Below are 22,232 nucleotides of genomic sequence, written 5' to 3'. Positions count from 1 at the left end.
GGGCAGCCCTGCCCGAACGCGGCCCTGCCCGAACGGCCGGTGATCGACGCTGGGGGCGCGCGTAGCATCGCACCGGTGGAAGGGCTCCTGCTGCGCCTTTCGGCACTCGACGCGGACGCCGAGGCCGCGGTGCGGGTCATCGCCTGCTTCGACGCGCTGGTCGAGGGGCGTGCGAGCCTGCCTGCCCTGGTGCGCTGCGCGGCGGGCCTCGCGGAATGCCCCGCGGGCCTGGTCCTGCCCGGCGTCGAGCCGATCCGGATGCGGGAGGACGGCAGCGAGCTGTCCGCGCCCGCTCCCGCGATGGAGTTCGGTGCGGTGGAGTCCGGCGCTGTCGACCTCGACGGCTCAGGGCGGGTGTGGTTGGAACGGCCGGGGCCCGCGCGACCGCTGGACGACCTCGTGCTGGAGCGGTTCGCCATGGCGGCCCGCCTGCTGGCCGACCGCCCGCGCCGGGACACCTCGCCGCACTTGGCCGATCCCGGTCTGGTGGAGCTGGTCCTGGCCGAGCGCGCGGCGGCGGAGGACCGCACGCGGGCGCTGCGCCTGCTGGGTTTCGACACCGCCGGTCCGGTCCGGGTGATCGCGGTGTCCGCGCCCGCAGGGCAGGCCGGTGCGGCGGTGGTTCGCCTGTTCTCGCGAGGCCGTGCGGGAGGGCGGCTGCGCGCGGCGGCGATCGGAGAGGTTCAGGCGGTGCTGCTGCAGCCGCGTCCCGGCGGGCCCGACGAGGTGGCCCGACTGCGGGCGGCGCTGGGGGAGCACGACCCCCGCGACGTCGGGGTGCGGATCGGCGTGGGCGGCCCGGTGGACGGCTTGGACGCCCGCTCGTCGTGGACGCAGGCCCGCACCGCGCTGCGCTTCGCCGTCGCGGGGGCCGCCGAACGGGCCGTGGTCGACCACGGCTCGTTGGGCTCGCTCGCGCTGCTGGCTGACCTGCCCGTGGAACGGCTCCGCGCCGATCCGGACGTCGCCGCACTCGACCGCCTGGCGGCGACGCCCTTCGGCGCCCAGGCCATCGCCGCGCTGGAAGCTTTGTGCCGCAACGGTTCCCTGCGGCGGGCCGCGGCGGTGCTGCACCTGCACCACAGCTCCGTCGCGGCTCGGCTGGAGCACGTCGAGGACGCACTGGGCCTGAGCCTGGACGAGCCGGACGGCCGCTTCCGCGCCCGGCTCGCCCTGACCGCGCGCGGGCTCGCGCGGTCGGCGGCGGTCACACCCCGAGGGCGTGCTTGAGCACCGCGATCTCCTCGGCGCGCTCCCGCCGGCTGACCGCCGCGTGCTCCACGAGCGAGGAACCGTGGAAGGTGCCGGGGAACAGGTGCAGCTCGACGGTGACCCCCGCGGCGAGCAGCGCGAGGGCGTAGGCGATGTCCTCGTCGCGCAGCGGGTCGAAGTGCATGGCCGAGACGTACGCGGGCGGCAGCCCCGACAGGTCGGTCGCCCTGGCCGGTGCCGCGTAGATCGGCACGTCCTCGGTGCCCGCCCGGCCGGGGCCGAGGTAGGCGTCCCAGCTCCGCACGGCGTTGGGCCGGTTCCAGGCCGGGGTGTCGGTGAACGCGGTCATGCTGGGGGTGTCGAGGCGGTCGTCGATCTCCGGGACGCCGAGGTACTGGAAGGCGATGTGCGGTCCGCCCCGGTCGCGGGCCAGCAGCGCGAGGGCCGCGCACAGACCGCCGCCCGCGCTCGTGCCGCGGATGGCGATGCGCCGCGGGTCGATCCCGAGCTCGTCGGCGTTCCCCGCCATCCACACCAGACCGGCGTACACGTCCTCCAGCGGTCCGGGATAGGGCGTTTCCGGGGCGAGCCGGTAGTCGACCGACACCACGACGACGCCGAGCTCGCGCGCCAGGACCACGTTGCGGGCGTGGCTGTACTCCAGGTCGCCCGCGACGAAGCCGCCGCCGTGGACCTCGTAGACCCCGGCGGGCGCGCTGAGCCGCTCGGGCCGGTACACGCGGACCCGGACGTCCGGATCGCCTTCGGCGCCGGGGACGCAGCGGTCCTCGACGTGGATGCCGGTGGTGTCGGGCACGGGCGCCTCGGCGATCATCCTGGCGACCTGGGCCCGCAGGGTGGCCAGGTCGAAGCCGACCGAGGGGGGCAGCATCGGGATCATGGCGGCGAGCTCGGGGTCGAACGCGTAGGTCATCGGTGCTCCAGCGGATCAGCGGGCGATGGGGCCAGCATGGGGCGCGGGGCCGCGACGCCACATCCGCCGGGCGTCGGGAAGACGGAGCCGTCCACCCGACGCCCGTGCGCGCGACGCGCTCAGCCCGTCGCTTCGGCGTGGTCGACCTCGGAGTAGACCTTCAGCACCTGGAACTCCTCGATCGCCTTCGGCCCGCACAGGTACCCGTACCCGCTGTCCTTGACGCCCGTCTGCTCGAAGTGCTCGCTGAGCAGCCCCCACGTGTTGATCCACACCCCGCCCGCGCGCACCCGGCGGCCGACCCGGCGGGCCTGGGCGGGATCGGTGGTGAAGATCGAGGCGGCCAACCCGTACCGGGTGGCGTTCGCCTTGCGCACGGCGTCGTCCTCGTCGTCGAAGACCTCGAAGGTCTGGACCGGCCCGAACACCTCTTCCTGGACGATGCGGGCATCGGTGTCGGCGACCTCCACCAGACTGGGCCGGTAGAAGGCGCCGGACGACGACAGGGGTCCTTCGGTGACCTGCCCACCGCGCACCAGCACCTCGCCGTAGGAGGCCGCCTCCTCGACGATGGCGTCGACCCGCTCCGCCGAGGCGCGGTCGATGAGCGGGCCGAGGTCGGCCTCGTCGTCGTCCCAGGCGCCCAACCGCAGCCGGGGAAGCGCTTCGGTGAGCGCCGCGCGGACCCGGTCGGCGATGTCGCGGTGGACCAGGACGCGCGAACCGGTGCAGCAGAACTGCCCGTTCATCAGGGTGATCGCGCGCAGCAGGTCGGGGATGGCGCGGTCGAGGTCGGCGCTGGGGAACAGCACGAGGGGCGTCTTCCCGCCCAGTTCCAGGCCGACGCGCTTGAGCGTGGTCGCGGCGGAGGCGGCGATCACCTTGCCCACCGGGGTGCTGCCGGTGTAGCTGAGCACGTCGACCCGCTCCGAGGCGACGAGGTGGCGGGCCACCTCGCTGCCGCTCTCGGTGACGATGTTGACCACCCCCGCCGGGATCTCCTCCACCGCGGCGACCGCCTGGGCGAACAGCTCGTTGGTCAACGCGGTCTGCGCGGGCAGCTTGACCACGACCGCGCAGCCCGCGGCCAGCGCGGGCCCCAGCGCCCGGACGGTCAGCAGCACCGGGGAGTTCCAGGGCGAGATGACGCCGACCACGCCCGCTGGTTCCGGTGTCGAGCGGAAGTACTGCCCGGGGGCCACTTCGGCGGCGCGGCCCGCGATCTGGGTGCGCGCGCTCGCCGCCGCGTAGCGCAGCCACGTCGCGGCACCGCCGACCTCCCACGTGGTCTCGCGCAGGAGTTTGCCGTTCTCCCTGGAGAGGGTGGCGGCCATCTCCGGGACGCGTGCCGCGAGCGCGTCGGCCAGCCGCTCCAGGGCGATCGCCCGCGCGGCGTGGTCGGGAGCCCAGCCGGTCGAGGCGAAGGCGTCCGCGGCGGCGTCGACCGCCGCGCGCGCTTCGGCCTCACCGCCGTCGTAGAAGGCGCCGACCACCGCGCCGGTGGAGGGGTCGACGGACTCGCCGAGCCGCGCGGATTCGGTCCACTTCCCGTCGATCCAGTGGCGAGCGGGGAGGTTCGTGCTCTGGGACACGGGTGTCCTTTCGTCGAGGTGAGCCGGTGGAGGGACGGGGGTCGTCAGCGCAGCTCCATCTGCCCGCGCGGCAGCCGGTCGGCCGCGGCGCGCCGCGGCCCGTTCACGTCCGGCGGGGTGTCCGCGGGGTCCGGTGGGTTCACAAGTCCCAGGGTCGTGCCCCGGAACGGGCGGTGGCAGCCAAGGATCTTCCTGGTACAGCTGGTACCAGGCAGCGGTGGAGGGTGGTGCGGGAGACTGTGCGCATGAACGACTTGGGTGCCGCGCTGCGCGCCTGGCGCGATCGCCTCCCGCCCAGCGCGGTCGGACTGGCGCACAGCTCACCGCGTCGTGCTCCGGGGCTGCGGCGCGAGGAGCTGGCCGTGCTGGCGGGCATCTCGATCGAGTACGTGGTCCGGATCGAGCAGGGACGGGCCGCGACCCCGTCCGCGCAGGTGTGCCTCGCGCTGGCCCGCGCGCTGCAGCTGTCCGACGAGGAGCAGGCGCACCTCATGCGCCTCGCGGGCCACGTCGCGGACCCGGCCCGCGTGCCGAGGTTGATCCCGGGAAGCGTGCACCGGATCATGGACCAGCTCGTCGGGCACCCGCTGTCGGTCTACGACGCGACCTGGCAGCTGCTGCACTGGAACCCGCTGTTCGCGGCGACCTTCGGCGACCCGTCCGCGCTGTCCGCCGACGCCAGGAACATGCTGCTGTGCCAGTTCGAGGGCGGGCCGAGCCGCGTGCGGGTCACCAGGGCCGAGCGCTCCGCGTACGAGGAATCCCTCGTCGCCGACTTGCGCGCCACCACCAGCCGCTACCCGGACGACCCGGAGCTGACGGCGCTGGTCGCGCGGTTGACGCGCAGCGCGCGCTTCCGCGAGCTGTGGGCGCTGGGGACGGTGGCCGCGCACCAGAGCGGGCACAAGGTGGTCGAGCACCCCGAGGTCGGAGCCGTCGCCCTGGACTCCGACACCCTCACCACGCAGGACTCGAACCTCCGCGTCGTGGTCTACACACCCCGTCCGGGCACCGACGCCCGGAGCAAGCTCGACCTGCTGGCCGCGATCGGCACCCAGCGACTGGCTCCACTCGCGGCGGACGGCGACAGCGGCGGCCCGGCGCACGTCTGACCACAGTGGACGGCCCGGTCGCGGTGCTCCAGGTCAGGACGTCGTCAGCGCGTGTTCCGCTCGCGCGGTCAGTAGTTGCTCGGTGTGCCGTCCGATCCAGTGGATCAGGGCGCACAGCGGCTCGGTCAGCTCCTCGCCGAGCCCGGTCAGCCGGTAGGTCACCCGCGGTGGCACCGTCGGCTCGACGGAGCGGTCCACCAGGCCGTACGCGACGAGCGTCTTCAGGTTCTGCGAGAGCATCTTGTGGCTGATCCCCGCCACCCGCGACTGCAATGCCGAGAAGCGGTGCGGTCCGGCGGTCAGCGCGGCCAGGATCAGGGTGGCCCACCGGTTGGTCACGTGGTCCAGCACCGCGCGGGTCGGGCAGTTCTGCTCGAAGGTGTCGGCCGCGAGCAGGGTCCGGGCCGTGGCGAGCCGCGGGGTTTCATCCATGGCCGCAGGTTACGAAAAAGTGCGTACTTCCCACAAGCAACGAGCTCTCCTAGCGTTACCGACCAGGTCAGGGCCATTGACGAGGCGAGAACCTGGCCGTTCACCCATGACGAGGAGTGCTCAATGCTGTCCCTGGACGGTCGTGTCGCGCTGGTCACCGGTGCGTCGAGGGGAATCGGCGCGGGCATCGCGACGGCACTGGCCGAAGCGGGTGCCGCGGTGGTCGTGAACTACGTCCACGACCAGCGGGCCGCTGATCGCGTGGTGCGCGGGATCGAGGCGGGCGGCGGCCGTGCCGTCGCGATCCGGGCCGACGTCTCCTCCCCGACCGACGTGTCCAGCCTGTTCGCCGCCGCCCGTGGGGCTTTCGGCGTGGTGGACGTGCTCGTGAACAACGCGGGCGTCTACTCCTTCGCGCCCTTCGACGCCGTGTCGCCGCAGGAGTTCCACCGCCAGTTCGACATCAACGTGCTCGGCTCGTTCCTGACGATGCGGGAGTTCGCCGCGGCGCCGGAAGCCGACGGTGGCGCGATCATCAACCTGTCCACCGCGGGGGTGTCCACCCTGTCGCCCTTCACCGCGCTCTACGCCGCCAGCAAGAGCGCGATCACCGCGGCGACCGTGGTCGTGGCCAGGGAACTGGCCGTGCGCGACATCCGCGTCAACGCCATCGCGCCGACCGGTTCGGACACCGAGGGAACCCGCGACATGGGGTTCGTCGGCAGCCCCGCCCACGAGCGGATGGCCGCCGAGATCCCGCTGGGCCGCCTGGGCGTGCCCGAGGACATCGCCCCGGTGGCGGTCTTCCTGGCCTCCTCGGCCGCCCGCTTCATCACCGGAGAGGTGATCTTCGCTTCCGGCGGGCACCGCTGACCCCCTCGCGCAGGACGGTGATCGGCTGCTGGAGCGGTACCACGCCGGTTGCCGGACCCGGACAAGAAGTGCGGTCGTGGTTGTCGGGAACGCACAAGCCGGGGGAGTGGCGCTCGCGTCATCCTGGCACTGAGAGCGGTTGAGCTCTCGAAGAGGTGTCGGCCCGGACCCGGACGGCCCGCGCGGTCGGGACCGGCCGACACCGCAGGAACGCCCGCCACGACGAACCCGGAGACGCCACGATGCCACGCGCGCCCGCACCGCAAGCCGCCCCGATCGAACGCCTCGCCCACCACCTGCCCGAGCTGAGCGCGGTGCTGGAGGACCAACGCCGGTTCCGGTTGGAGCAGCTGGCCGAGCTCGGCGCGCTGGAGGCCGCCCGCGGTCCGGCCCCCACCGCCGCCGACGCGGCGCGCCGTGAAGTCCTGGGCAAGGTCGCCGCGGCGGCCAGGCAGGCGCTGGCCGACATCGACATCGCGCTCGCGCTCATCGCGACAGGGGACTACGGCCGCTGCGGCGGTTGCCGAGCCGACATCCCGGTGCGCCTGCTGCTCGCCATCCCCACCTCGCGGTGGTGCCTGGACTGCCGCCAACGCCCCGCGCACACCGACGGTCCCGCCGGTGCGGGTTCGCGGCACCGCTCGCACGCGCGCCCGGTCTTCCGGACACCACGAGGCCACCACAGCCGCCGCCCGCACCGACCCCGCTCGGCACCCCGGCACCCGGTGTCGAGCAACCCGTGAGGAGGTGGGACGTGCTCAGCGAACGCGAGCAGGAAGCGCTGCACGAGATCCAACGCGGGCTGATCGACGACGACCCGGAGTTCGAGCGGTCCTTCCGGGCCCTCGACGCGGCCGGACCGGCACCTCGGACGGGGCACCGGTCACTCGGCGCGGCGATCATCACCATCGCCGCGCTGCTGGCCTTCCTCCTGCTGCTGACCGGGGAGCCGAGTGGGGCGCTGGCCTTCGGCGTCATCGCGGGAGCGGTCTGGGTGGCCCAGCGCTTCCCGGCCGCCCCCGCCCGGCGCGAGCACCCCGAGTGAGGGGCGCACGGCTGCGTCGACCGCCGCTCACGCCTCGCCCGCGTTGTCCGTCCCGCCGCCGGTCCCGCCGCCGGTCCCGCCGCCGGTCCCGGCGCTGTTCCGGCGGCGGTGGGCGGCGCGGGCGATGGCGTGGCTGGACACCGGCGAGGTGAGCGCCACGAACGCGATCGCGAGCACGGCGAAGGTGATGATCGTGGCGTTCTCGGTCGCGATCGAGGAAGCCAGCACGGCGATCACCCCCGGCCCGGTGGCCAGGCCCTGGGCGTGCAGCTGGTGGTAGGTGTCGGGCAGTCGCAGGACGCCGACGAGGCTGATGGTCAGCAGCAGCAGGCCCACCAGGAGCAGCACACCGCCGACCACGTCGAGCAGCACCGAGATCATCCGAACGGACCTCCCGATCCGAGGTACCTGGCCGCCGCCACGGTGGCCACGAAGGACAGCAGGGCCAGCGCCACCGCGGCGTCGAAGTAGTACGCCTGCCCCCACAGGAAGCACAGCAGCGCCAGCAGCGCGATGACGATCACCGCCAGCAGGTCCAGCGCGACCACCCGCTGGAGCACGTCACGGGCGCGGATCAGCGCCAGGCCACCGGCCACCAGCAGCAGCGTCACCCAGAACAGGGCGGGCACGACGATGAAGGCGGGCACGGCGGTCAGGGGAAGACCCGGCGCTGGCGCCGCTGGTAGGAGTCGTGCTGCGCGGCGACCACGGCCGCCGGGTTCCGCGCGTCGAGCACGTGCAGCAGCATCCGGCCCCGCTCCTCGTCGATCTCCACGACCACGGTGTCCGGCACGAACCCGACGCGCACCCCCCAGGCCGCCGCCGAGACCGGTCCACCCGGCGGTATCGGGACCTCGACGAGCCCGCCCTCGGCCGGACCCCGGCCGAGCAGCCGCACGGCGGTCTGCCACGTGCCGCTGACCAGGTCGACCAGCGTCCCGCCGACCAGCGCGGGCACCCCCGCGAGCCTGCGGCGCAGCGGAACCGGCTGCGACGGGGCGCCGCGGCCGGTGCGCCTGCTCGCGAGCACGACCAGCGTCGCCAGCAGCAGTCCGGTGAGGACGTCCCCCGGCCGCAGGCTGGTCAGCACCAGCAGGTAGATCGAGGTGAGCACGACGACGCGGAGCACCAGGGCGATCATCACACCTCCGTTGTCATGGGGAGTTCCCGGCCAGCAGGGCCTCGACCGCGTGGCCGCTGAAGGCCAGCAGCGGCTCGGGCCACACCCCCAGGGCGAGCACCAGCAGCGCCAGCGCCGCGGTGAGCAGCCGCTGGGCCAGCGGGCTCGCCGCTCCCACCGCCTGCGGGTCCGCGCGCCAGAAGCGGCGCTGGTAGACCTGGAACAGGTAGACCAGCGACAGCGCGCTGCCGACCACCAGCAGCACCACCAGGGCGGCGCTGCCCGCCACGACCCCGGTCCGGAACAGCTCCAGCTTGCCGACGAACCCCGCCGCGGGCGGCACCCCCGCCACGCTCAGCGCCCCCAGCGCGAACGCGGCCGCGACCAGCGCGCCCCGCACCCCCGAGGCCAGGAACAGCAGGGCCTTGTTCAAGGAGTTGACCGCGCTGTAGAGCACCGCGGCGGTCAGCCCGACCGGGCCGCCCACGCCCAGCGCGACCAGCACGTACCCGACCTGCCCGATCGCGGAGTAGGCCAGCATCTCGGCGGCGTCGCCGCGGGCGACCGCCATCACCCCGCCGTAGACGATCGACGCGGCCCCCAGCACCACGAGGGCGACACCGGCCAGGCGCAGCTGCTCGGGGAACAGGGCGACGCCGAAGCGCAGCAGCCCGTACGAGCCGATGTTCGCCACGGCCCCGCTGAGGATGGCCGCGACGGCGGGCCGGGCGCCCGCGTAGACCGTGGGCAGCCAGAAGTGGAAGGGGAACAGCCCGAGCTTGACGCTGAAGGCGGTGAAGAACCCGGCGGCGATCAGGACCGCGGCGTTGGGGTTGACGGTGAGCAGGCGCTGGGCGACCTGGTCCATCGCCAGCGCCCCGGTCACCCGGTAGGCACCCGCCACCGACAGCAGGAAGATGAACGAGCCCAGCAGGTTGACCGCGGTGAACACCAGCGCCGCCCGCAGCTGGCGGCGCTTGCCGCCGTAGGCGCTCAGCGCGTACGAGGCGGTCATGGCCAGCTCGAAGAAGACGTAGAAGGAGAACACGTCGGCCGTGACGAACAGGCCGGTCAACCCGGCGGAGAGCAGCACGACCAGGCCGGGGAAGGTCCGCGACCGCACCCCGCCGATCGCCTCGTGGGCGGCCGCGGCCAGCAGCACCAGCACCGAGAGCGCCGCGAAGGCGACGCCCAGTGCGTCGGCCCGCAGCACGATGCCCACCCCGACGGGCCACCCGCCGGTGACGACCTGCGCGACGCCCCCGGTGGACACCTCGGCGGCGAGCACGCCGAGCACCGCCAGGTTCGCCGCGAGCGCGACGACGGCCAGCCAGGCCACGGCACGTCGGCGCCCGTCCAGGGCCACCAGCAGGGCGCCCGACACCCAGGGCACGAGCAGGGCGATCGACAGCAGCATCAGCGCGCCCGCCCCCCGTCGGCAGGCTCCTCTTCGGCAGGCCCCGCCTCCTCCGGGGCGGGACCGACCTCCTCGCGGTCGGCCCGCCGCTCCCGCTCCAGCGCCGCCTCGTGGGCGGCCTCGGTCGCGGCCAGCCGGTCCTGCTCGGCGGTCCGGAACACCACGACCGCCCGGTGCACCAGGGCGAGCAGCAGTGCCACCGTGGCCAGGCCGATGACCAGCGCGGTCAGCGCCAGGGCCTGCGGCAGCGGGTCGCTGACCGGGTCACCCGGCGCCACCGCGATCGCCGCCCGCCCCCGGCCGAGGCTCGCGGCGATGATCGTGACCACGGCGCACTGCGAGATCAGCATGATGCCCGCGACCATCCGGATCAGGTCCCGCTTGAGCAGCAGGTAGGCGCCCGAGCCGAACAGGAAGGCCGCCGCGAGGGCGAAGGCGAGGATCACCGCCCGCCCTCCCGCCGAGGTCGGCCGAACTGGTGCAGCAGCACCGTCAGCACTCCGACGACCAGCAGGAACACCCCGATGTCGAGCAGCAGCGGGGTGAACAGCTCCAGCGCGCCGATCTTGACCACGTGCTCGCCAGGAGCGGGGCGGTGGCTCACCGGCGGTTCGCCCAGCAGCAGCGGGAAGAACCCGCTCGCCAGCGCGAGGAGCAGTCCGCCGACCGCCACCGCCGGAGCGTGGCGCAGCACCGGCAGCGCCGCCTCCACCCCCTCGGCGCCGAGCGCCACGTAGCTCGGCGCGATCGCCAGCGCGACGATCACCCCGGCGGCGAAGCCGTCGCCCACCTCGGCGTAGCCCTTGGCGATCAGGCCCGCGGCGACCATCAGGCTCGGGCCGGGCAGCAGCCGGGCGACCACGCGGACCACCGCGTCCGGGGCCCCGTCCCGGCCGCCGGGCCTCACCACAGCCTCCGCCGCGCCAGCGTCGCCACCCCGACCACGGCCACCAGCAGCACCGTGATCTCGACCAGGGTGTCCAGGCCGCGGAAGTCGGCGACGATGACGGTGACCACGTCGCTGCCGTGCGCGGCCGGGGTGAGCCGGATGTGCTCGGCGGAGACGCTGTCGGGCGCGGGCTGGGACAGGAACCCCCACACCGAGGCGAAGACGGCCACCCCGGCGACGCCGCCCGCGATCGCGTCGCGCCGCCGCCTGCGCACGCGGGCGGGGGCACCCGCGTCCCGCTCCGGGGCCGCGCGCGGCATCCGGGCCAGCGCCGCGACGAAGACCAGGGTGAGCATGGTCTCGACCACGACGGCCACCAGCGCCACGTCCGGCGCGCCGACCAGCGCGTACACCGCCGCCAGCGCGAAGCCGACCACCGACAGGGCCAGCGCCACGGCCAGCCGGGCCTTGGCCACGGCGATCACCACGGTCGCGATGACGACCAGCGCCAGCAGCGGCAGGATCAGCCAGTCGGCCCCGACCACCGCGCCGACGACGTAGGCGCCCGCGGTCGGGGTGGCGGCGAACGCCAGGCCGATCAGCACTCCGGCAGGCACCAGCACCGCGGCGATGCTGGTGCGCAGGTCCCGCACCTCCCGGTCGTGCAGCGCGGTCGAGGCGCGGTTGAGCGCGTGCACCGCCATCTCGTAGGCCCGCCGCGGTCCCGCCCGCTCGCCCGCCACGGCCACGGCCCGCGACACCCGGTCCACCACGCGCGGCAGGGCCAGCAGCGCCCCGCCCGCCGCCCACGCGGCCAGCGCCATCAGGTTCTCCGCTCGGGCGTCGAGGTGGTAGGCGGGGGAGAGGGCGACCGGGCCGCCCGCCGAGACGCCCGCCGCGTCCTCGGCCAGCCGGGCGAACGGCTCCACCACCAGACCCCCGGCCACCGCGATCACCGCCAGGACCACCACCGGGGCGACGAGCAGGACCGGGGTCGAGCCCACCCGACCGCGCGGCGGTCCCAGGAACAGCGCCCCCCAGAAGCGGCCGACGTAGGCGAACGTCAGCGCCGCCGCGACCACGGCCAGCACCGCGGTCGTCGGGCCGTGCCGCAGCGCCGCGGTGAACAGCAGCTCGTCCTTGAAGAACCCGACCGTCAGCGGCAGCGCGGCCAGCGTCGCCGAGGCCACCCCGGCCGCCACCGCGAGCACCGGCGCGCGGCGGCCCAGCCCGCCCAGCCGGGACAGCCGGTCCTCGCCGGTGGCCATCGTCACCGCCCCCGCCGTCATGAACAGGGCGCTCTTGGCCACGCCGTGCGCCAGCACGTAGAACGCCGCGGCGCCGTTGCCCGCCGCCCCGCCCATCCCGTACATCATCACCACGTAGCCGTACTGCGAGATCGTGGAGTAGGCGAGCACCTGCTTGAGCACATCCCGCCGCAGCGCCAGGACCCCGCCCACCACCACCGACGCCGCCCCCACGACCAGCAGCCCGGTCAACACCGCCTCGCTGCGGGCCAGCAGCGGGTGCACCCGCCCGATCACCAGCACGCCCGCCGCGACCATCGCCGCCGAGTGCAGGTAGGCCGACACCGGTGTCGGCGCCGCCATCGCCCTCGGCAGCCAGAAGTGCAGCGGGACCTGCGCGCTCTTGGCCAGCGCGGCCACCGCCAGCAACGCCGCCGCCAGGGTGGTGGTCGCCGAGGGGGCCGCTCGCGCCAGCAGCTCGGGGATGGAGAACGTCCCGTGGGCCGCGTAGAGCAGCACGGCGGCCACCAGCATCGCCACCGCGGCGACCACCGTCACCAGCAACGCCATCAGCGCCGAGGTCCGCGCCTCGCGCTCGGCCCGGTCGAAGCCGATGAGGAAGTACGAGCACACCGCGGTCAGGTCGAAGAACACGAACACCAGCACCAGGTCCTGCGCGGTGGCCAGGCCCACCATCGCCACCGCGAACAGCGCCATCCACGGCCAGAACCGCCACCGCTCCACCGCCTGCCGCCGCTGGTGCTCCAGGTGCAGGCTCAGGTAGCGGGTGCCGTAGGCGAAGACCAGGGCGCCCACCCCGGTGGCCAGCAACCCGTAGAGCACGGCCAAGCCGTCGAGCGCGAAGCTCAGCTCCAAGTCCAGGCTCGGCGCCCACGGCAGCGCGAACGCGCCGCCGCCCGCCAGCCAACCGAGCAGGCACAGCGCGAACCCCGCGAGCGCGGCCGCGCACGCCAGCCACCCCGGCCAGTCCACCGCAGACCCCCGGTGCCGCTGCCCCGCGCCGGGGGGCGCGGCACCACCGCGAATGACGACCACGGGCGACTCCTCCCGTCCGCTTCCCGGTCGCCGCGGTCAGTTCGGGGTGCTCCGTGGCGGCCGAGGGCAAGTCCCGTCGTTCGGCCTTGCGCTCTCCTCGACGACTTGGCCAGGGATCACCCTCCTGGGCGCCGCGCTGATCGAATGCCTCCGCCCAGGCACGCTACCGGCCCCGATCGCATCCTGCTCATCGCCGCGTGCCGACGGCCCGGCGCGCCCCCGGCACCGCCACTTCAGCGGTCGGCTGCGTTGAGCCGATGTGATGACACCCGAGTGGGGTGGTCGGTCGTCGGGCGGGCTACCGCCTCGCCCTCTCGCGAGCCGGCGTCATCCCCGGAGGAAGCTCAGCAGCTCGTCGGTGACGAACTCCGGGTTCTCCTCGACCAGCCAGTGGCCCGCGTTGGGCACGTCGACCGCTCGCACGATGTCGGTCATGCGCGGTGCCGCGGTGGCCCGGACCGCGTCGATCTGCCCCTGGGCGGCCATGAGCAGGGTCGGGACGCGCACCGGTGCGGCGGCGAGGGTGTCCTGGACGTCCTTGCCGAGGGCGCGGTACAGCTCGAAGCCCCCGGCCAGCGCCTCGGGCCTGCGGTAGGTCCGCGCGTACTCGTCGATGTCGGCGTCGGTGAACGGGGACCGGTCCGAGGTGCCGCCGAACGCCGTCCCGCCGAAGGAGACCTGGGGGTAGAACAGCGCCAGGTACTCGCGAACGTCGTCGCCGACCACGGTTTCGGGGACCTTCGGCTGGGAGTGGAAGGCGATGTGCCAGCTCAGCGAGCGGTAGGTGGCCGCGTCGATGCCGGGGCCGGGCAGCGGCAGGTCGAGGTAGCCCAGCCGCGCGGTGTCGGCGGGGAACTGGGCGGCGTACTGGAACGCCACGGCGGCGCCCAGGTCGTGCCCGATGACGCGGGCGTCCCGGATGCCGAGCCGGTCGGCCACCAGGGTGTGCACGTACCGCGCCAGGGTCGCCTTGTCGTAGCCGGTCGGGGTGCCGGTGCTGTCGCCGAGCCCTGGGAGGTCGATGGCGTAGACGGTGTGGTGCTCGGCCAGTGCGGGCATGATCGGCCACCAGCCGAACCACGTCTGCGGCCAGCCGTGCAGCAGCACCACCGGGGTGCCGCTGCCGCCGGTCACGTAGTGCATCCGGACGCCGTCGACGTCGGCGAACTCGTGCCGGAAGGTGTCGGTGAAACGCGGGTCGTCCTGCGTGGCCGCGGTGTGGGCGTGGGCTTGCGCGGAGGCTTGCGCGGGAGTGTCGGGGGTGGGCGATGGCGAGCAGGAAGCGGTACCGGTGAGCAGCAGGGTCAGTGCGGCGGCCACCGCCGCGCGTGGTGCGGAGATCATGCGGGCAGTCTCGCCACGGGGCCGCGGTGGCAACAACAGATCTTGCTGTTTTCGCAAGACGCGCCGAATTCGTCCACAGAGACGTGAATGAGCTGGGCCCACGGGACTGTGCTGAGTGGACAGATCAGGCGCGGCGCAGCGGGGCGACGCCGGGTGCGCCGCCCTCCTGGCCGATCTCGGGCACCCGTCGCACGGCCAGCGCGCCCGCGATGCCCAGCAGGGCGAGGAAGCCGAAGAACGCGGTGTACCCGCCCAACCCCAGCAGCAGCGGCGCGGCCAGCGGGACCAGCGACTGCGGCAGCGTGTTCGCGATGTTGACGATGCCGAGGTCCTTGCCCGCGTTCGCGCCGTCCGGCAGCACCCGCACGCACATCGCCATGTCCACGGCCAGGAAGGTGCCCATCCCGATCCCCATGACACCCGCGGTGACGAACACGACCGTTGTCGAGGGCGCGAACGCCAGCAGCAGCATCGACACCACGCCGATGAACGCCGACACCGCGACGAACGGCTTCTGCCTGCGCAGCGCGTCCGACAGGTACCCCGCGCCGAGGCTCGCGACGACCGCGGCGGGCACGTGGATCACCGACCACAGCAGCACCAGGCCGCCGACCTCGGCCTGCCCCACGCCGAACCGCTGGATCAGGTACAGCGAGACGTAGCTGCCCGCGGCGTAGGTGGCGGTGATCAGGAACCGCACCAACCACGCCCAGCCGAAAGCCGGGTGGCGGCGCGGGTTGAGCCAGAACGTCCGCAGCACCACGCCCAGCCCGTCGCGCTCGCGCCCGCCCGGCGCGGGCCTGCCCTCGCGGATCAGCAGCACCGCCGCGATGCCCGCCGCGGCGGCGATCACGGCGATGGCCTGCCACTGCGACGCGGACCCGGCGGGCAGCGCGTTGACGATCACCAGGCCGAGCATCGGCGCGAACGGGATGACCAGGCCGAGCAGCCCGGAGGCCAGGCCGCGCCGCCGCGCGGGCACCTGGTCGGCCAGCACGGCGGCCGTCGCGGACTGCTGGAAGCTGAACAGCGCTTTGACCAGGCACCACAGCAGGACCACCTGCCACACCGCGGTGGTCTCGCCGAGGGCGACCAGCGTGACCGCGCCGCTGAGCGAGCCGAAGAGGATCCACGTGCGGCGGCGGCCCAGGGCGAACGGCGTGCGGTCGCTGATCCGGCCCGCGATCGGGGTGAACACCAGCACCACGACGGCGCCGAGGCCGGTGACCACCCCGAAGGCGTCGGTGGCCGCCGCGTGGTCCTCGGCCAACCCGGTCAGCCGCAGCGTCAGCAGCAGTTGCAGCGGGGTGATGACGGCGATGTAGACACCGAACTGGGAGGCCAGCAGGGCGGCGGCGACCTTGCCGAACCGCGTGGTGGCGCCTGGTCGGCTGCTCGGGGCGTCGACGCTCATTTCCGTTCCTCCTTCGCGGGCGCCCGGCCGGGCGCGGGGAGTCGCGGTCGGGTGGGCGGTCAAAGGGGGACGGCACGTCACCGTACGGCCGCGCGGCCCGGATTGTCACTGCCCGATCGGGCAATCGGAGCGGCGCGTTCGCGTATTGACCGGTGTCGCGGGAACGGGAATCCTGGTCGGCAAACCCCTATCGGTCAACCGCTGATGCGGTGAATACCGGAGTCGTTAATTTCCGGTTAAAGGTGCGCCGCTTCCCGCTCCGGACGGAGGTCTTGACGTGATCGGCTCGTGATCGTTAGCGTGCCAATCGATCTGCCTGCGCAAAAGTTCGACCGATTGCGCTTCGCCGCACCGGGAAAGGCTGGCCCCGTGACCCGGATCGTCCATCAGCTGTCCCTGAACGAGAACTGCTCGCCGCCGTTGCCGGGGGTGCGCGAGGCGTTGCTGGGCTCGGTGGACCAGGTCCACCTCACCCTCGACGCGCTGGCCGACGGCCTGGCGGCGGAACTGGCCGGGCACCTGGGGGTCGCCGCCGAGCGGGTGGTGGCGGGCGCGGGATCGGGGGCGCTGCTGCAGCAGTTCCTCGCCGCCCACTGCGGTCCGGGCTCGGAAGTGGTGCACACCTGGCCCTCCTTCGAGATGTACCCCCTGCTGATCCGCAACGCGCACGCGCGACCGGTCGCGGTGCCCGCGCCCGACGACCGGCAGGACCTGGCCGCGGTGGCCGCCGCGGTCACCCCGGAGACCAAGGTCGTCCTGCTGTGCAACCCGAACAACCCCACCGGTGAGGTGCTCGGCGCCGACCGGCTCCGCGCGCTGCTGGAGGCACTGCCGCCGCACGTCCTCGTGCTCGTCGACGAGGCGTACCGGGAGTTCGCCGACCCGGCCGCGGTCGCCGACGCCGTGGAGCTGGCCGCGACCGACGACCGCGTGGTGGTGGTCCGGACCTTCTCCAAGTCGCACGGCCTGCTCGGCCTGCGCGTCGGCTACCTGGTGGGAGCGGCGGACGTGGTCGCGCCCGTCCGCCGCACCACGCCGTTCTACCGGGTGCCGACCGTCGCCCAGGCGGCGGCGGTGGCCGCGCTCGCGGCCGGGCCGAGGATGCGGCGGCAGTGCGAGCGGGTGGCCGCCGAGCGCGACCGCGTCCGGGCGGGGCTGCTGGAGCTGGGCTTCGACGTGCCGCCCAGCGGCGGCAACTTCCTGTGGCTGCGGCTGGGTGCGCGCAACCAGGAGTTCGTGGCCCACCTGGCCGAGCACGGCATCGCGGTGCGCGTGCTGGCGGGCGGCGCGGGCGTGCGGGTCAGCACCGGCACCCCCGAGGCCAACGACGCCGTCCTGCGGGCGGCCGCGCTGTTCGCCTCGGCGCCCGCGCCCGCGCCCGCGCTCGCCGCGACCAACGACCGGTGACCCCCGGCCGCCGCGCTCCCGCCGACCAGTTCCCGGTCACCTCGGCCGGGGGAGAGGACTCCGCATGACGTCGGTGCACGTCGACCCCGACCCGTTCACGGGCGTGCTGGACGAGGCGATCGCCGAGGGCGCGGAGGCGCTGTTCCTCGCCCAGCGCCCGGACGGGGTGTTCGACTACAGCCAGGACAACCTGACCTCGACGCTGGGCACGGTCGGCGCGCTGGCCGCGCTGCACCACGCCGACCCGGCGGGCAGCGCCGACCTGATCGCGGCGGGCGCCGGGTGGCTCAGGCGCACCCAGAACGCCGACGGCGGCTGGGCGATGGTCCCCGGCCTGGCCAGCGAGGCCGGGACGACGGCGGTCGCCTCCGCCGTGCTGCACCTGGTCGACCCCGGCGGGAGCGCGGCCCAGGTGGCCTCGGGGCAGCACTGGATGGCCGAGCACGGCGGCCTGGAGGCGATCCCGCACCCCGAGGTCGTCGCCTGGTGCAGGCAGTACTACGGCTTCGTCGGCTGGCTGGCCCCCGAGGACATGCGCCGCTTCCCGCTGGAGCTGGCGCTGTGGCCGGGGCTGTACCGCAGGCTGTTCGACCTGCGCCTGCCGATGGTCTCCGCGCTCGGCCTGGCCCAGGTCCGGCACAAGCCGCTCAACCCGGTGCAGCGGGCGCTGGCCCGCCTGGCCGAGCCCAACGCGCTCAAGGTGGTCCGGCAGGTCTACGAGCACGAGGGCTCGACCGGCGCGTGGTGCGAGAACGCCTGGGTCACCGGCCTGGTCTGCACCGGCCTGGCCCGCGCCGGGCTGGCCCCGGACATGGTCGAGGCCGCCGTGCGGTGGTTCCGCCGCACGATGCACCCCGACGGCTGGTGGCAGACCGGTCCGCTGGACGCGGCCTGGACGATGTACGCCGTGCGCGGCCTGACCGAGGTGGGCTACGCCGCGGACCCGCGGCTGACCGCCTCGGCCGAGCTGTTCGTGCGCCTGCAGCAGCACCGCCCGTTCCTGGCGTTCGGGTGCCCGCCGGGCTACTGGGGCTGGGCGGGCACCGAGGGCTGGCCCTCGACCCTGGAGACGGGCGAGATCCTGTCGGTGCTGTGCAGGCTGCCCGGTGACCAGCAGGCGGACGCCATCGCGCGGGGCGTGGAGTGGCTGACCCGCGTGCAGGACACCCGAGGGTCCTGGGGCCTGTGCGTGCGCAACACCAAGGTGGCCAACAGCGGCCCCTGCCCGATGACCACCGTGCAGGCCGTCGACGCCCTGCTGGACGCGGGCGTGCCCGCCGACGACCGCCGGGTGCGCCGGGCGCTGCGCTGGCTGGCGTCGGCCCAGCTCCCGGACGGCGCCTTCGAGTCGGTGTGGTACCGGCACCACACCATGGCCACCGCGGCCGTGCTGGAGACCTTCGTCAGGGTGGGGCGGGCGGACGACGCCACGGCCCGCCGGGCGGTGGCGTGGCTGGAGCGCGCCCGGCTGGCCGACGGCTCGTGGGGTGACGGGGCGGGCGCGCCGGGCACCGTCGAGGAGACCGGCTACGCGATCTCGGCGCTGCTGGCGGCGGGCGCCGACCCGGCCGGGCTGCGCTCCGGGGTGGACTGGCTGCTGCGGCGCCGCGAACCCGGCGGCGGGTGGCCGTGGGAGGCCGTCCACGAGTACGTGCGGTTCGTCAGCCGGTACGCCAACCCCGCGTTCGCCCAGGGGATGGCGCTGCGCGCGCTCGGCCGCTACCGCGACGCGATCCGCCCGTCCGCCACGACGTCGTGAGCGGCACCGACCAGTCCAGCTCGACGCTGCAGGAAGCGGAGGACCTCATGACGGGCACGGTGCGAGGGGACTCGTTCACCGACGACTACTGGCGCGACCCGCACGCGGCGCTGGCCTGGGCGCGGGAGCACTCGCCCGTCCGCGAGGTCGACTTCGAGGGCGGCCGGACCTGGCTGGTCACCCGCTACGCCGACGTGCGCGCGGGACTGGTCGACCCCCGGCTGGCCAAGGACTGGCGGTCCACCCTGCCCGAGGCGGAGCGGGCGGCGGCGCCCCCGGCGCTGCCCGCCCCCATGTCGCACATGCTGACCTCGCTCGACCCGCCGGAGCACACCCGCCTGCGGGCCCTGGTCACCCAGGCGTTCACCGCCCGCCGGGTGGCCGAGCTGCGCCCTCGGGTGGAGGCGGTCGCGCACGAGCTGCTCGACGCCCTGCCCGAGGACGAGCCGGTCGACCTGGTGGCGCGGTACGCGATCGTGCTGCCCATGGTGGTGATCTGCGAGCTGCTCGGCGTCCCCGAGCTGGAGCGCGACGAGTTCGCCCGGCTGTCGACCGTGCTCATCGACGAGTGCCCCGAGCCCGAGCTGCGGCGCGCCTCCGCGCAGATGGCCGACTACCTGGAGGGGCTGGTGGCCGCCAAGCGCGCCGCCCCCGACGACGCGCTGCTGTCCGCGCTGATCACCGCCTCCGACGAGGGGGACCGGCTCTCCGACGTCGAGATCGTGGCGATGGCCATGCTGCTGCTCATGGCAGGCCACGAGACCACCGCCGTGTTCATCACCAACAGCGTCCGCGCCCTGCTGGCCGACCCGGCCGCGCGCGAGCGGCTGGCCTCGCCCCCGGAGGTGCCGTCGCTGGTCGAGGAGCTGCTGCGCTGGCTCTCGCCCGCCCTCAACGCCTCGCTGCGCTTCGCCACCGAGGACCTGGAGATCGGCGGGGTGCCGATCCCCAGGGGCGCGTCGGTCATGCTGTCCACGGGCGGGGCCAACCGCGACCCGGCGCAGTTCGCCGACCCCGCGCGGTTCGACCCGGACCGCAGCACCGCCGGGCACCTCGCCTTCGGCCACGGCATCCACCGGTGCCTGGGCGCGGCGCTGGTCCGCCTGGAGGGCGAGGTCGCGCTGGCCGCCCTGTTCGCCCGGTTCCCGCACCTGCGCGCGGCGGCGGACCCGGCCGAGCTGACCTTCCGCCGCAGCGTCCACGTGCACGCTCCGCGCACGTTCCCGGTCGTGCTCGGCCCCCGCGCGAACGGCTGAGGTGGTGGTGGCGGGCCGCCGCGGCCCGCCACCACCGGCCCCTCAGTCCTTGACCGCCGTCGCGGACATGCCGGGCTCCTGGTACCTGGCCCAGCGGGGCTCCGCGCCGCGCGGCTCGTCGCCCAGCACCGTCACGCGCTGCCCCACCCGGCGCCCCTGGTAGTCGTTGACCGCGTAGTGCTGGGTGGCCCGGTTGTCCCACACCGCCACCGCACCGGGCGCCCACCGGTAGCGGCAGGTGCGCTGCGGGCTCTCCGACACCGAGAACAGGTGCTCCAGCAGCGCGTCGCTCTCGCCCTTGCTCAGCTGCAGGATGCGGCGGGTGAACATGCGGTTGACGTACAGGCTCTTGCGGCCGGTCACCGGGTGCGTGCGGACCACCGGGTGCTCGGCCTCGCCGCGGAAGGTGCCCTGCGGGTGCACGAACAGGTGCGACGCCGTCGTGCCCTCCAGCATCTCCCGCACCGGCTCCGACAGCGCCTCGTAGGCCAGGTACTGGTTGCTCCACATCGTGTCGCCGCCCGTCTCGGGGGTCTGCGTGATCTGCAGGACCGAGGCGATCGGCGGACTGGGGTTGAACGTCACGTCGGTGTGCCACACGTCCGCCCGCGCACCCTGGTCGGAGTCCAGCACGACGATCTCGTCGTGGCCCGCCAGCTTCGGCAGGAAGGGGTGGACCTCCAGCTCGCCGAAGCGGCTGCCGAACGCCTTGTGGGCCTGCGGGGTCAACCCGCCCGCGTCCGGGAAGAACAGCACCAGGTAGCGCATCAGCAGGTCGTGGACTTCCTTGAACTGCTCGTCGTCGACCGCGCCGAGGTCGACGCCGTACACCTCCGCACCGAGCGAACCGGCGACCGGGCGAACCTGGAAAGGCATGGTGTCCCTCTTTCTTCTGATGCGCGTCGCTGAATTCCGCGCACGTGTCGCACGGCGCGGTCCGGGTTGGTGTTTAATGTTTTCCGGTGCTGTTGACCCCACTTGTCCCTTGCTGTCAGGATCGAGTCGGACGAATTTTTTCCCGTGCTACCGAGGGGAATTCACCGGAATGACCGCACAGGACGAGTTGGCCAGGATGATCGACCTCGTGACGCCGTTCGCGGTGCGGGCCGCGGTCAGCCTGCGCCTGCCCGAGCTGATCGACGGCGGCACCCGAGGGCTCGACGCGCTGGCGCGCGCGGCCGGAGCCGACCCCGACGCCCTGCGCAGGCTGCTCAACCACCTCACCTCCATCGGCTTCCTGGCCGAGCCGGAGCCCGGCGCCTACGCGCTGACCGACGTCTCGCGCGTCCTGCTGCGCGAGGACCACCGCTGGGCGCGCGCCTGGCTGGACGGCGAGGGCCCCGGCGCGAAGATGGACCTGGCCTACGCGGGCATGGCCCACTCGGTGCGCACCGGCGAATCCGCCTACGGCACCGTGCACGGCGTCCCGTTCTGGGACGACTACGCCGCCGACGAGGGGCTGCGGCGGTTCTTCGGCGGCATCATGGCCGTGCACGCCTGGCAGACCGGTCCGGTCGTGGCCGCCGAGTGCGACTGGTCGTCCACCCGGCGGGTGCTCGACGTCGGCGGTGGCACCGGGGCCCTGCTGATCGAGGTGCTCAAGGCCAACCCCCACCTGACCGGAGCGGTGCTCGACCTGCCGCCGGTGGAGCCGGACGCCACCACCGCGCTGAAGGAGGCCGGGCTGGAGGACCGCGCCTCGTTCGTGCCCGGCAGCTTCTTCGACCCGCTGCCCACCGGCTACGACACCTACGTGATCTCCCGCGTCATCACCGACTGGGGCGACGAGGACGCGCTGCGGATCATGACCCGCGCCGCCGAGGCCGTCGGCCGGGGCCGCCTGCTGGTCGTGGAGGTGCTGGCCGGAGCCGAGCACGCGAAGAACAACTCGTCGTTCGACCTGCAGTCGTTGACCCTGCTGGGCGGTCGGGAGCGCTCGGCGGAGGACTTCTCGGCACTGGCCGCCCGCGCCGGGTTCGCCACCGCCACCGCCCGCCACTGGGACAGCGGCCTGGTCGTCGTGGAGTGCCGCCACTAGCCGCGCCCCCACCACCCGCGGGGCACCTCCACCCCAAAGCGCGTCGGCAAGTACTACCCGAGGTGCCCCCGCGGGCCGGTAACCA

At 74.1% G+C, this 22,232-nt stretch carries 22 protein-coding genes; 9 read left to right on the top strand and 13 right to left on the bottom strand.

Features of this window, described 5'->3' with window-relative positions; all coding sequences use genetic code 11:
- The first annotated feature begins 75 nt into the window (after positions 1-75).
- On the top strand, positions 76-1,230 hold the full coding sequence (locus IEZ00_RS30750) for a PucR family transcriptional regulator (protein WP_189226863.1): 1,155 nt from the start codon (positions 76-78) through the stop codon (positions 1,228-1,230).
- Here IEZ00_RS30750 and IEZ00_RS30745 read toward each other — a convergent pair.
- A complete protein-coding gene (locus IEZ00_RS30745; RefSeq protein ID WP_189226862.1) occupies positions 1,208-2,146 on the bottom strand; it encodes an alpha/beta hydrolase in 939 nt (312 codons plus the stop codon). The two genes, IEZ00_RS30750 and IEZ00_RS30745, sit on opposite strands and share 23 nt — an antisense overlap.
- 119 nt (positions 2,147-2,265) lie before the next feature.
- Complete coding sequence (locus tag IEZ00_RS30740) at positions 2,266-3,738, bottom strand: aldehyde dehydrogenase family protein (RefSeq protein ID WP_189226861.1); 1,473 nt, start codon at positions 3,736-3,738, stop codon at positions 2,266-2,268.
- 245 nt (positions 3,739-3,983) lie between these two features.
- Between IEZ00_RS30740 and IEZ00_RS30735 the strand changes: the two genes are divergently transcribed.
- The gene (locus tag IEZ00_RS30735) at positions 3,984-4,850 is read left to right on the top strand and encodes an MmyB family transcriptional regulator (RefSeq protein ID WP_189226860.1); all 867 of its coding nucleotides are present in this window, start codon (positions 3,984-3,986) and stop codon (positions 4,848-4,850) included.
- A 33-nt stretch (positions 4,851-4,883) separates the two neighbouring features.
- On the opposite strand, the gene IEZ00_RS30730 is transcribed toward IEZ00_RS30735, so the two are convergent.
- Positions 4,884-5,282, bottom strand: a complete 399-nt coding sequence (locus IEZ00_RS30730; protein ID WP_189226859.1) for a winged helix-turn-helix transcriptional regulator — start codon at positions 5,280-5,282, stop codon at positions 4,884-4,886.
- Positions 5,283-5,405: 123 nt separating this feature from the next.
- On the opposite strand from IEZ00_RS30730, the gene IEZ00_RS30725 reads away from it, so the two are divergent.
- The 3 genes from IEZ00_RS30725 (at position 5,406) to IEZ00_RS30715 (ending at position 7,200) form a co-directional block, all read left to right on the top strand.
- A complete protein-coding gene (locus IEZ00_RS30725; protein WP_189226858.1) occupies positions 5,406-6,155 on the top strand; it encodes a glucose 1-dehydrogenase in 750 nt (249 codons plus the stop codon).
- A gap of 242 nt (positions 6,156-6,397) precedes the next feature.
- Positions 6,398-6,898, top strand: a complete 501-nt coding sequence (locus IEZ00_RS30720; protein ID WP_189226857.1) for a TraR/DksA family transcriptional regulator — start codon at positions 6,398-6,400, stop codon at positions 6,896-6,898.
- A gap of 11 nt (positions 6,899-6,909) precedes the next feature.
- Entirely contained in the window at positions 6,910-7,200 is a 291-nt protein-coding gene (locus IEZ00_RS30715; RefSeq protein WP_189226856.1) for a DUF3040 domain-containing protein, read from the top strand.
- A 27-nt stretch (positions 7,201-7,227) separates the two neighbouring features.
- Here IEZ00_RS30715 and IEZ00_RS30710 read toward each other — a convergent pair whose 3' ends face one another.
- The 9 genes from IEZ00_RS30710 to IEZ00_RS30670 all read right to left on the bottom strand — a co-directional run bounded on the left by IEZ00_RS30710 (position 7,228) and on the right by IEZ00_RS30670 (position 15,687).
- Positions 7,228-7,581: a monovalent cation/H(+) antiporter subunit G gene (locus tag IEZ00_RS30710; protein WP_189226855.1), complete on the bottom strand. Its 354-nt coding sequence runs from the start codon at positions 7,579-7,581 to the stop codon at positions 7,228-7,230.
- On the bottom strand, positions 7,578-7,847 hold the full coding sequence (locus IEZ00_RS30705; RefSeq protein ID WP_229796261.1) for an MrpF/PhaF family protein: 270 nt from the start codon (positions 7,845-7,847) through the stop codon (positions 7,578-7,580). The genes IEZ00_RS30710 and IEZ00_RS30705 overlap by 4 nt, the downstream gene beginning before the upstream one ends.
- Before the next feature lie 5 nt (positions 7,848-7,852).
- Positions 7,853-8,341: a Na+/H+ antiporter subunit E gene (locus tag IEZ00_RS30700; RefSeq protein ID WP_189226854.1), complete on the bottom strand. Its 489-nt coding sequence runs from the start codon at positions 8,339-8,341 to the stop codon at positions 7,853-7,855.
- Between the two features lie 13 nt (positions 8,342-8,354).
- On the bottom strand, positions 8,355-9,737 hold the full coding sequence (locus IEZ00_RS30695; RefSeq protein WP_189226853.1) for a complex I subunit 5 family protein: 1,383 nt from the start codon (positions 9,735-9,737) through the stop codon (positions 8,355-8,357).
- The gene (locus IEZ00_RS30690; RefSeq protein WP_189226852.1) at positions 9,737-10,183 is read right to left on the bottom strand and encodes an NADH-quinone oxidoreductase subunit K; all 447 of its coding nucleotides are present in this window, start codon (positions 10,181-10,183) and stop codon (positions 9,737-9,739) included. The genes IEZ00_RS30695 and IEZ00_RS30690 overlap by 1 nt, the downstream gene beginning before the upstream one ends.
- The gene (locus IEZ00_RS30685) at positions 10,180-10,644 is read right to left on the bottom strand and encodes an MnhB domain-containing protein (protein WP_229796260.1); all 465 of its coding nucleotides are present in this window, start codon (positions 10,642-10,644) and stop codon (positions 10,180-10,182) included. Before IEZ00_RS30685 ends, IEZ00_RS30690 begins: the two co-directional genes overlap by 4 nt.
- Positions 10,641-12,929 carry a hydrogen gas-evolving membrane-bound hydrogenase subunit E gene (mbhE, locus tag IEZ00_RS30680; RefSeq protein ID WP_189226851.1) on the bottom strand — a complete coding sequence of 763 codons (2,289 nt, stop codon included), beginning with the start codon at positions 12,927-12,929 and terminating at the stop codon, positions 10,641-10,643. Before mbhE ends, IEZ00_RS30685 begins: the two co-directional genes overlap by 4 nt.
- 327 nt (positions 12,930-13,256) lie before the next feature.
- Entirely contained in the window at positions 13,257-14,273 is a 1,017-nt protein-coding gene (locus IEZ00_RS30675) for an alpha/beta fold hydrolase (RefSeq protein WP_189226850.1), read from the bottom strand.
- Between the two features lie 124 nt (positions 14,274-14,397).
- Positions 14,398-15,687 (bottom strand): MFS transporter, encoded by a 1,290-nt coding sequence (locus IEZ00_RS30670; protein ID WP_189226849.1) that lies wholly within the window; start codon positions 15,685-15,687, stop codon positions 14,398-14,400.
- Between the two features lie 369 nt (positions 15,688-16,056).
- On the opposite strand from IEZ00_RS30670, the gene IEZ00_RS30665 reads away from it, so the two are divergent.
- The 3 genes from IEZ00_RS30665 to IEZ00_RS30655 all read left to right on the top strand — a co-directional run bounded on the left by IEZ00_RS30665 (position 16,057) and on the right by IEZ00_RS30655 (position 20,109).
- Positions 16,057-17,094, top strand: coding sequence for an aminotransferase class I/II-fold pyridoxal phosphate-dependent enzyme (locus IEZ00_RS30665; protein ID WP_189226848.1), 1,038 nt, complete (start codon positions 16,057-16,059; stop codon positions 17,092-17,094).
- A gap of 64 nt (positions 17,095-17,158) precedes the next feature.
- Positions 17,159-18,853 carry a prenyltransferase/squalene oxidase repeat-containing protein gene (locus tag IEZ00_RS30660; protein WP_189226847.1) on the top strand — a complete coding sequence of 565 codons (1,695 nt, stop codon included), beginning with the start codon at positions 17,159-17,161 and terminating at the stop codon, positions 18,851-18,853.
- Entirely contained in the window at positions 18,850-20,109 is a 1,260-nt protein-coding gene (locus tag IEZ00_RS30655; RefSeq protein ID WP_229796259.1) for a cytochrome P450 family protein, read from the top strand. Before IEZ00_RS30660 ends, IEZ00_RS30655 begins: the two co-directional genes overlap by 4 nt.
- A 42-nt stretch (positions 20,110-20,151) precedes the next feature.
- Here the strand turns inward: IEZ00_RS30655 and IEZ00_RS30650 are convergent, their stop codons facing one another.
- Entirely contained in the window at positions 20,152-20,985 is an 834-nt protein-coding gene (locus IEZ00_RS30650) for a TauD/TfdA dioxygenase family protein (protein WP_189226846.1), read from the bottom strand.
- Between the two features lie 169 nt (positions 20,986-21,154).
- On the opposite strand from IEZ00_RS30650, the gene IEZ00_RS30645 reads away from it, so the two are divergent.
- Positions 21,155-22,147 carry a methyltransferase gene (locus IEZ00_RS30645; protein ID WP_189226845.1) on the top strand — a complete coding sequence of 331 codons (993 nt, stop codon included), beginning with the start codon at positions 21,155-21,157 and terminating at the stop codon, positions 22,145-22,147.
- Positions 22,148-22,232 lie beyond the last annotated feature (85 nt).

Origin of the sequence: Saccharothrix coeruleofusca, assembly GCF_014648515.1 — a bacterium.
Classification (GTDB): Bacteria; Actinomycetota; Actinomycetes; order Mycobacteriales; family Pseudonocardiaceae; genus Actinosynnema; species Actinosynnema coeruleofuscum.
This window is presented reverse-complemented; position numbering and strand designations above follow the sequence as displayed.

Bases quoted from the DNA above. Each gene is read 5' to 3' on its own strand.
- IEZ00_RS30675 (WP_189226850.1), bottom strand. From the start codon at position 14,273: ATGATCTCCGCACCACGCGCGGCGGTGGCCGCCGCACTGACCCTGCTG.
- IEZ00_RS30730 (WP_189226859.1), bottom strand. From the start codon at position 5,282: ATGGATGAAACCCCGCGGCTCGCCACGGCCCGGACCCTGCTCGCGGCC.
- IEZ00_RS30710 (WP_189226855.1), bottom strand. From the start codon at position 7,581: ATGATCTCGGTGCTGCTCGACGTGGTCGGCGGTGTGCTGCTCCTGGTG.
- IEZ00_RS30735 (WP_189226860.1), top strand. From the start codon at position 3,984: ATGAACGACTTGGGTGCCGCGCTGCGCGCCTGGCGCGATCGCCTCCCG.
- IEZ00_RS30645 (WP_189226845.1), top strand. From the start codon at position 21,155: ATGACCGCACAGGACGAGTTGGCCAGGATGATCGACCTCGTGACGCCG.
- IEZ00_RS30670 (WP_189226849.1), bottom strand. From the start codon at position 15,687: ATGAGCGTCGACGCCCCGAGCAGCCGACCAGGCGCCACCACGCGGTTC.
- IEZ00_RS30650 (WP_189226846.1), bottom strand. From the start codon at position 20,985: ATGCCTTTCCAGGTTCGCCCGGTCGCCGGTTCGCTCGGTGCGGAGGTG.
- IEZ00_RS30725 (WP_189226858.1), top strand. From the start codon at position 5,406: ATGCTGTCCCTGGACGGTCGTGTCGCGCTGGTCACCGGTGCGTCGAGG.
- IEZ00_RS30720 (WP_189226857.1), top strand. From the start codon at position 6,398: ATGCCACGCGCGCCCGCACCGCAAGCCGCCCCGATCGAACGCCTCGCC.
- IEZ00_RS30695 (WP_189226853.1), bottom strand. From the start codon at position 9,737: ATGCTGCTGTCGATCGCCCTGCTCGTGCCCTGGGTGTCGGGCGCCCTG.
- IEZ00_RS30745 (WP_189226862.1), bottom strand. From the start codon at position 2,146: ATGACCTACGCGTTCGACCCCGAGCTCGCCGCCATGATCCCGATGCTG.
- IEZ00_RS30660 (WP_189226847.1), top strand. From the start codon at position 17,159: ATGACGTCGGTGCACGTCGACCCCGACCCGTTCACGGGCGTGCTGGAC.
- IEZ00_RS30700 (WP_189226854.1), bottom strand. From the start codon at position 8,341: ATGATCGCCCTGGTGCTCCGCGTCGTCGTGCTCACCTCGATCTACCTG.